7 protein-coding genes are annotated in these 9,457 nt (G+C 43.8%); 2 read left to right on the forward strand and 5 right to left on the reverse strand.

The window, feature by feature from the left end; all coding sequences use genetic code 11:
* The 5 genes from Q8865_10005 to glmU form a co-directional block, all read right to left on the reverse strand.
* The coding region (locus tag Q8865_10005; protein ID MDP4153748.1) for a 4Fe-4S double cluster binding domain-containing protein at positions 1-787 on the reverse strand (787 nt) is incomplete at its 3' end.
* The gene (gene mfd / locus Q8865_10010; protein ID MDP4153749.1) at positions 784-4,272 is read right to left on the reverse strand and encodes a transcription-repair coupling factor; all 3,489 of its coding nucleotides are present in this window, start codon (positions 4,270-4,272) and stop codon (positions 784-786) included. The genes mfd and Q8865_10005, both read right to left, overlap by 4 nt.
* Before the next feature lie 22 nt (positions 4,273-4,294).
* The gene (pth, locus tag Q8865_10015; GenBank protein MDP4153750.1) at positions 4,295-4,906 is read right to left on the reverse strand and encodes an aminoacyl-tRNA hydrolase; all 612 of its coding nucleotides are present in this window, start codon (positions 4,904-4,906) and stop codon (positions 4,295-4,297) included.
* Between the two features lie 21 nt (positions 4,907-4,927).
* Entirely contained in the window at positions 4,928-5,887 is a 960-nt protein-coding gene (locus tag Q8865_10020) for a ribose-phosphate pyrophosphokinase (GenBank protein ID MDP4153751.1), read from the reverse strand.
* Positions 5,880-7,259 carry a bifunctional UDP-N-acetylglucosamine diphosphorylase/glucosamine-1-phosphate N-acetyltransferase GlmU gene (gene glmU / locus Q8865_10025; protein ID MDP4153752.1) on the reverse strand — a complete coding sequence of 460 codons (1,380 nt, stop codon included), beginning with the start codon at positions 7,257-7,259 and terminating at the stop codon, positions 5,880-5,882. Before glmU ends, Q8865_10020 begins: the two co-directional genes overlap by 8 nt.
* Positions 7,260-7,437: 178 nt before the next feature.
* Between glmU and Q8865_10030 the strand changes: the two genes are divergently transcribed.
* Positions 7,438-8,793 (forward strand): glycine--tRNA ligase, encoded by a 1,356-nt coding sequence (locus tag Q8865_10030; GenBank protein MDP4153753.1) that lies wholly within the window; start codon positions 7,438-7,440, stop codon positions 8,791-8,793.
* Between the two features lie 17 nt (positions 8,794-8,810).
* Complete coding sequence (locus Q8865_10035; GenBank protein ID MDP4153754.1) at positions 8,811-9,293, forward strand: deaminase; 483 nt, start codon at positions 8,811-8,813, stop codon at positions 9,291-9,293.
* The last annotated feature ends 164 nt before the right edge of the window (positions 9,294-9,457 follow it).

Consider the following 9,457-nt stretch of genomic DNA (forward strand, 5'->3'; position numbering starts at 1 on the left):
AGTACGTAGACCCGTTTACGGGTAGCAAGTAACACACTTTTGCAAGTGGCAGACCGTACCAGCGCCTTGAGGCGCCGCCAGAAAAACAGGGCTTTGCCCGCATATGAAGAACCCCCGGCTTTGCCGGGGGGTAACTATTATGAATCGGACAGACACGCATGCATATTCCGCAGACAGCACCCCGCCCTATTTGCTGAAATTCACGCTTCATATAATTGCTGCAGGCGGCAGGATCGAACAGTTTATTACGCTCGATTCCCGGTTCCCATTCCGCACCCGTTATTGCAAAAGCCGGGCATGCCTTGACACAAGCATTACAACCGTTACAGAGAGAATATTCTAAAGGATGGCCAGCTGTGAGCGGAGCATCGGTAAAGACTGTTGCAAGCCGGATTCTTGAACCATATACAGAATGCAGGAACAAACTGTTTTTGCCTACCGTTCCAAGCCCTGCAAAATAGGCGGCTTTTTTATGCGAATATCGGCCATGATATTCTTTGTCAACACTTTGTGAGGCGGCAATCGGGATATAATCATATCCATGCTGTTGCAGAAAAAGCCCGCAGAGCATTGAAAGCCTATCTAAAAACGCGTTTACAGTACGATAATGGTGAAAGTATGTGTGAGTGGGCTTGTCTGTTATTTCGTTTACAACGGCGTCGGAAAGGCGGACTACTATGCTTACGGCTGTAGACATACCGCCAACAGCATCGGGAAGGTTTGAAATGCCGACATCGGACGCCCCTTCAGACAATAAAAAGCTTTTTAATTCATCTGTAAGGCTCATTGTGCATTCCTCTTTTTTAATTCAGCATACAGATCAAGAAATTTTTTGATCTCTGCGACGCCGGTTTCTCCCTTTTTAGGCATCAGTGAGACAAAAGGCTTTTCTCCCGCATTATATAAAAGCCGTCCTTTAAATGGAGCAGATAGGTCTGCAATATCCTCAAATTTCATATTTTCAGCCGATATGATAATGCGGCCCGATTTTTCAACAATTTCAGATATTTCGAGTGATGTTGCCATGTTGCGTAAGAGCGCTATTTCGCAGAGATTCTGCACTGGAACCGGAATATCGCCGAATCTGTCAGCCAATTCGTCCTGTAAATCGAGGAGATCGTCCTTGTTTTCGATTGCCGCAATTTTCTTATATATATCAACTCGAACCGCACTGCTCTCAATATAGTCAGAGGGAATGTGCGCGCTGACGGCAATGTCAAATACACACTCGGTCTTTTCATGGGCGATTTCCCCGCGCTTGATCCTTACAGCTTCGTCAAGAAGCCGGATATACAGATCATACCCAACCGTCATCATATGCCCATGCTGCTGAGAACCAAGAATATTTCCCGCTCCACGTATCTCAAGGTCGCGCATGGCGATTTTATAACCGCTTCCAAACTCGGTAAACTCACGTATCGCTGAAAGGCGTTTTGATGCTTCTTCAGAGAGCACTTTCCCGCGGCGATAGGTGAGGTAACATGAAGCTCGGCGGTAACTTCTGCCCACGCGGCCGCGCAACTGGTAAAGCTGTGCCAGACCAAGACGGTCAGCGTCTTCAATAATCAATGTATTGGCATTTGGAACGTCGATTCCAGTTTCTATTATCGTCGTGCAGACAAGGACATCAATGTCACCATTTACTACATCTGTCCAAATATCAGAAAGCTGTTCTTCTGTCATTTGTCCGTGCGCAAAAGCGACTCTTTTATCCGGAAGCTCTTGGGCTATGCGGCCAGCTGTCTGTTCTATCGTATCAATGCGGTTATGAAGGTAAAATACCTGCCCTCCACGGCGCATTTCATGGCGTACAGCCTCCATGATTACGGAAAAATCATACTCGATTACATAAGTTGAAACAGGATGCCTGTCGCGAGGCGGCTCTTCAATAAGTGACATGTCCCGTATTCCAGACAAAGCCATATTGAGTGTACGCGGGATAGGGGTTGCTGTAAGCGTCAGCGCGTCGACTGTTTTTGTAAGTTCCTTAAGTCTTTCTTTATGCGCGACCCCGAAACGCTGTTCCTCATCGATTATGATAAGCCCAAGATCTTTAAATACAATATCTTTTTGGATAAGGCGATGCGTGCCTACAACAATATCAACTTCACCGCGGCGCAGTTTTTTGACAATTTCCTCTTGCTGTTTTTTTGTTCTGAAGCGAGACAGAATATCTACATGCACAGGATACCCCTGAAAACGCTTAATAATTGTCTGAAAATGCTGCCACGCGAGAATAGTTGTAGGGACGAGGAGCGCGACCTGCTTGCCTTCAGATATACACTTGAATGCGGCTCTAAGTGCAACTTCAGTTTTACCGAATCCAACATCGCCGCAAAGAAGCCGATCCATCGGCTGTGGCTTTTCCATGTCAGCTTTTATTTCAACGATGCAGCGAAGCTGATCGTCAGTCTCGTCAAATTCAAATTTATCTTCAAAATCATGCTGCCACTGCTGGTCAGGACCGAAGGCATAACCCTTTATCTTTTGACGTTCTGCATAAAGAGCGATAAGACTGTCCGCAAGATCCGACACCGCACTTTTGACCTTTGATTTTGTACGCTGCCATTCGCCGCCGCCCATTTTTGAAAGCTTAACGCCTTTGTCTGCGTTCTCGGCGGAAAGATATTTTGAAATCAAATCAAGCTGATTCGCCGGAACATATAAAACATCCGTTCCGGCATAGCGTATTTTTACATAATCTTTTACAATACCTTCGACTGTCAGTTTTTCTATTCCAAGGTATTGCCCTATGCCGTGGTTCACATGGACAACATAGTCTCCCGGTTTAAGGTCGCTGTAAGACTTTATTTTTTCAGCATTTCTGCGGGTTGACGTATGCTTTTTCTTCTTTTCCGGTTTGTCGCCGTCACACAGTATTGCAAGCTTTATATCGGTGAATTCCATGCCGCCGTTTACAGCCCCGACAGTCACTTCAACACAGTTTTTCGTGAGGCTTTTTATTTCATTGGAGAATCTTGCGGCAATACCACGCTCGCAAAGAAGATCTCTGAGTATCTCGCCCCTCTGAGGGGCGCCAGTCATAACACAGACATCATAACCCTGTTTTTGATATGACGTGATGTCATCCGCTATAAAATCTATATTCCCAGAGAGGTTGGGCAGCTGTTTTGAAATAAATGTGTTTAATGCCTTTATTGGAAGCTCGTAATGCGTATGGGGCAATGTATCCAGGTATAGCACTCTGTATTTTGAAATAATGCTGTAAAGCTCTTCTTTTAAGAGGGTGAGTTTTGCGGTTTCACCGACAATCAATCCCTTGCTTAAATAGCTCTTAATGTCTTCATTCTGAAGATACAGGTAATTTTTAAGGTGCTCGGATATTTTGGGTTCTTCACTTAATGCAATAAGAGTGTCTTTTCCCATATGGTCAAGCAACGTGGCAGGTTTGTCTGACAGAAGCGGCACATATTTATCCGTTCCGGCAAGGGAACCGTTATGGAGGCTTTCCAAATCAAATGAAAGGGTTTCCAAAGCTTTTTCCATGCCGGATTTTTTCTCATACTTTTTTATAAGCGCAGAAAGCTGTTTGGAAAGACGGGTTTGAGCTTCGGCATCCAATATGATTTCCGCGGCCGGAGTAATTTCGACCGACTGCGTATTTTCGATTCGGCGCTGATTCAAGACGTCGAATGTGCCCATTGAATCGATTTCGTCGCCCCATAGCTCAATACGGACAGGTGTTTCCTCGCTTACAGGAAAGATATCGACTATGCCTCCGCGTACAGAATATTGTCCCTTGCCTTCTACGGTGTCAGCTCTGACATATCCTGAGGCGTTTAAGTTTTTGAGTATACCCTCAAGCGGCATGGTATCGCCTATTTTTATCTTGAAACTGCCGTTTTTAAGCCGATCTATATCGATCGTATACTGAAGAAGAGCATCTGCAGTAGTTACAACAGCGTTATAATTTCTCGATGAAATTTGGGATAAAACAAAAAGACGAGAATATTCCCATTCACGGGAACGGGTTTCAACATTGAGAAATCCAATTTCGCGTGTGGGGAAATAATATACGCCTTCGCCTAAAAATGCTTTAAGGTTTTGCGCCGCAATCGTAGCCTCGGTTTCATCAGCGGCAACGTATAAAAGCTTGCTTTTTAGATTTTGCTGCAATGCATGACAAATAAACGCCTTTTGAACTGCTCCCACCCCTGTAACAGCAACCGGCGTTTGTTTTCCGGCAATACTTTGCCGGATATTATCAAAGATATCGCTTTCGTTTAATTTTTGTGCTAAAAATGTTTGCATGATACCTCCGTTAAGAGGGAAATCAGCCGTTATAACGGCTCATAGCAAGTGCAACGTTTCCGTCAAGTATTATATTCAGCGCTTCGCTGGCACGTGTCAGCGTTTCGAACAAGGTTTTCTTTTCTGAATTGCTAAATTCACTTAAAACCCAATCTGCAAGGTCATAATCCGGGTGTGGTTTTTGACCTATACCTATCCTGATACGGACAAAATCAGATGTGCCAAGATGTTCAATTATAGACCGCAGACCTTTTTGCCCTCCGTCGCTTCCCTTTGGCCTGATGCGAAGCACCCCCACATCCAGTGTCGTATCGTCACTAACGGCAATAATGCGTGAAGGCGGAACTTTATAAAAGTCCGCCGCTTCACGCACAGCTTCACCACTGTTATTCATATATGTCTGCGGTTTTAGAAATAATACTTTTTTGTCCGGAAGTCTTAATTCTCCAACAAGCGCCTTGTGCTTAAGTTTATTTATTTTACAGCCGTATTTTTCGCTGCAATAATCTATAAACATAAAACCGGTGTTATGTCTTGTAAACAGATATTTATCTCCGGGATTTCCAAGACCTGCGACGATATAAGTTGGAAAATCAGAAGTTTCTGATTCTTTAGATTTAAAAAATATGCTCATTTGTCATTATAGCTGCCCGAATCAGCAAAACAATGTTGAAACAGGCAGATCCTCATAAATTCTTTCAATAGCTTCTGCAAATACAGGGGCAACAGGCAATGAAACGATTTTACCGATTTCCTTTTCCGGAGTCAGCGGGACTGAGTCAAGAATGACAAGTTCTTTAATAGGACTTGCTGAAATTCTGTCTATTGCAGGACCGGAAAGTACGCCATGGGTCGAACAAGCGTATACTTCTTTGGCGCCGCCTATTTCCACCAGCGCGGAGGCTGCATGGCAAAGCGTTCCTGCCGTATCAATCATATCATCTACTAGTATTACCTTTTTATCCTTGACATCGCCGATAATGTTCATGACTTCTGAAACATTTGCCTTTTGACGGCGCTTGTCTATGATTGCAAGCGGCGCCTCAAAACGCTGAGCAAATGTTCTTGCGCGACCAACAGAACCGAGGTCAGGAGATACGACGACTACATTATCTTTTTCATTAGCAAATTTTTTCTCAAAGTAGGGCTCAAGTATCGGAACACCGAGCAGGTGATCGACTGGAATATCAAAAAAGCCCTGAATCTGCGGAGCGTGAAGATCCATTGTTAGGACCCTGTCTGCACCTGCGGCACAGATTATATCTGCAACAAGCTTTGCGGAGATAGGATCACGTGCGCGTGCCTTTCTGTCCTGTCTTGCATAACCAAAATAGGGGATAACAGCAGTTATTCTGCCAGCTGATGCGCGTTTGAAGGCATCGATCATTATAAGCAGTTCCATAATATTGTTGTTGACTGGAGCGCAAGTTGACTGAACGACAAAGACATCAGAGCCTCTGACCGTTTCTTTGATGGATACCGAAATCTCCCCATCTGAGAATGTGCCCACCTCCGAATTGCCAAGGTGCAGGCCAAGTTCACTCGCAATCTCTCTGGCTACCCTGGGGTTAGAGTTACCTGTAAAAATTTTAATGTCTTTCCCGTGCTTAATCATTGGTTTTCTCCTTCCTTTTACTTACCCAATCATTTTTATTTATCTGCCGAGCCCTGGCAATGGCAAGGGCGTTCCTTGGTACGTTATCAGTTATCGTACTCCCTGCGGCGGTTACTGCATTATCTTCAACAGTGACTGGAGCAATCAAGTTGGTGTTGCAGCCTATAAATGCGCCGTCTCCTATCACTGTTCTGAATTTGTGTTTGCCGTCATAATTCGCGGTTACACAACCGCAGCCGAAGTTGACTCCGCCGCCGCAGTCTGTATCACCGACATATGTGAGATGGGCAACTTTTGTTCCGTCGCCCACTTTGGAATTTTTAAGTTCAACGAAGTTACCAACATGGCACTTGATGCCGACTGAGCAGTTTGGACGAAGGTGTGCGAATGGCCCCATCGTAACGCCTGATCCTACTGTGGATTTCTCAACGACGCTTTGATTTATATGCGCGTCATCACCAATTGTTGAATTATCTATAACTGAGTCGGGACCTATTTCGCACCCGCTTCCTATAACAGAAGCGCCTTTAATAATAGTTCCCTTATGTATTACTGTGTCACGACCTATCACCGCGTCGGGAGAAATAGTCACGCCTGTTATATCGCTGAATGCAACTCCGTTTTCCATAAGTTTATCAAGAGTTTTTTTTCTTGCGATGTCGTTTAACTGCAAAAGCTGCAGCCTGTCGTTGGCGCCAAGGATCTCATCACTGTCCTTAACAGTGTATGCGCCTACGCGTTTTCCATCTTTTAAAAGTATTTCTATTGCGTCAGTAAGATAATATTCTCCGGCTAAATTATTGTTTTTTATTTTTACCAAGGTATCTAAGAGCAGATCAGCGGAAAAAATATACCAGCTGGAGTTTACCTCATCTGTGGCAAGTTCCTCGGCATTACATTCTTTCTGCTCGACTATTTTGGCGACGCCTCCGTCTTTTCTCCTTATGATGCGCCCGTATCCAGTAGGATCCGGCACTTTGGCGGTAATAACCGTAACAGCATTTCCGTCGTTTTCATGCATAGATAAAGCGGCACATATGGTTTTGTCAGAAACAAAGGGATTGTCACCTGTCGCAACCAATATATAGCCGCCTTCATATTGCCTAATATATTCTGATGCCTGCATAACCGCATGCCCTGTTCCAAGCCGTTCTGCCTGATATGCAAATTGCACCTTATCTTTATAATACTCCTCCAGAACGGTATGGTTATACCCTGTTACTATACAAACATTCTGTGCGCCTGCTTTTTTAACTGCGGATAAAACCCAATCCGACATCGGAGTAAACAAAACCTCTGCCATTGCTTTCGGCAAAGCTGATTTCATACGTTTACCCTCGCCGGCACACATAATAACTGCGCCGAAATTCATCAAGGAAGCCTCCCTTAATCCAAATTCAAACATATATATTATCCATGAAAATAAAATATATTGCAAGTGCAATTTAATATTTAACTTAAAATGTTGACTTGTTTTACGAAAATTTGTAAAATGTATAGATATAGATATAAAATAAGGAGAGAAAAAAGTGGATAATTCACAAAAAACAATGGATAAAATTGTATCACTCTGTAAAAACAGGGGATTTGTATACAGCGGATCGGAGATATATGGAGGTCTTGCAAACTCTTGGGACTATGGTCCTCTCGGTGTTGAGTTCAAAAATAACGTTAAAAAGGCTTGGTGGCAGAGATTTGTTCAGCAGTCACCTCATAACGTAGGACTTGACAGTGCAATACTCATGAATCCACAGGTTTGGGTTGCAAGCGGCCATGTCGGCGGCTTTTCAGACCCGCTAATGGACTGCAAAAGCTGCAGAACGCGTCATCGTGCAGACAAACTTATCGAAGATTTTACAGGAAAGCCGTGTGCAGGACTGTCCAATGAGCAGATGATGGCGTTTATTAAAGAAAATCATATTAAATGCCCTGACTGCGGCTCGGAAAATTTTACTGATATACGCCAGTTCAATTTAATGTTCAAGACATTTCAGGGTGTTACAGAGGATGCAAAAAACGAGATATTTTTACGTCCTGAAACAGCGCAGGGGATTTTCGTAAACTTTAAGAATATAGCTAGAACTACCAGAAGGAAGATTCCTTTTGGAGTAGGGCAGGTTGGAAAATCCTTCAGAAATGAGATTACTCCGGGCAATTTCATATTCAGAATTCGTGAATTTGAACAGATGGAACTTGAGTTCTTCTGCAAACCAGGCACAGACCTTGACTGGTTTAATTATTGGAAAGATCAGTGCCATAAATTTTTACTTGATCTTAATATCAAAAGTGATAACTTAAGACTGCGCGATCACGATAAAGAAGAATTATCACATTATTCCAATGCCACGACTGATTTTGAATATCTGTTCCCGTTTGGCTGGGGTGAACTTTGGGGAATCGCTGATCGTACTGATTTTGACTTAACCCAGCATCAAAATACAAGCGGGCAGTCAATGGAATACTTCGATTCAGATACAAACGAAAAGTATATTCCGTATGTAATAGAACCATCTCTTGGGGCGGATCGTGTTGCTCTCGCTCTGCTCTGCGATGCATATGATGAGGAACAGGTTGGAGAGGGAGATACACGTGTTGTTCTAAAACTTCATCCGTTTCTTGCGCCGTTCAAAGCTGCGATATTGCCGCTTTCTAAAAAATTGTCTGAACAATCACAAGATTTATATGCAAAACTGCTCAAGCAATTTAATTGTGATTATGACGATGCTGGTTCTATAGGAAAGCGCTATAGACGTCAGGATGAAATAGGAACTCCGTTTTGCATCACATTTGATTTTGACAGTTTAAACGATAACTGCGTCACAATCCGCGACCGTGACTCAATGACCCAGGTCAGACTTCCTATCGACCAGATTTCAGGTTACATCTCAGAGAAAATTTCTTTTTAATAAAGGAGATAGTGATGATGCAGCGTATTGATAAGGAAAACTACTACCTTGATATTGCGGAAACGGTATTAGAAAGGGGCACATGCCTTCGCCGCAACTACGGCACCATCATAGTTAAGAACGACGAAATAATTGCAACGGGTTATACAGGCGCACCTCGCGGGAGGAAAAACTGTTCTGCGGTAGGAGTGTGCAGGAGAGATGCAATGAATGTTCCACGCGGAGAAAGGTATGAATTGTGCCGTAGTGTTCACGCCGAAGCAAATGCGATTATATCAGCATCACGAAATGATATGATCGGAAGCACCCTTTACCTTGTGGGTCGCGATATGAAAACAGGCGAACTTCTAAGCGATGCCGAATCGTGTTCAATGTGCAAACGCCTTATAATCAATGCAGGTATTGCAAAGGTTGTTGCAAGAGTAACAAAAACGGAATATACAGTTACTGATGTTCGTGACTGGATATTTAAAGATGACTCATTAATGGAAGAGGTATGATAATTCCGAGTGACTAGATAAAAATAATAGTTACCCCCCGGCAAAGCCGGGGGTTCTTCATATGCGGGCAAAGCCCTGTTTTTCTGGCGGCGCCTCAAGGCGCTGGTACGGTCTGCCACTTGCAAAAGTGTGTTACTTGCTACCCGTAAACGGGTCTACGTACT

It is taken from the genome of Bacillota bacterium (genome assembly GCA_030705925.1).
Lineage (GTDB): Bacteria > Bacillota > Clostridia > Oscillospirales > Feifaniaceae > JAUZPM01.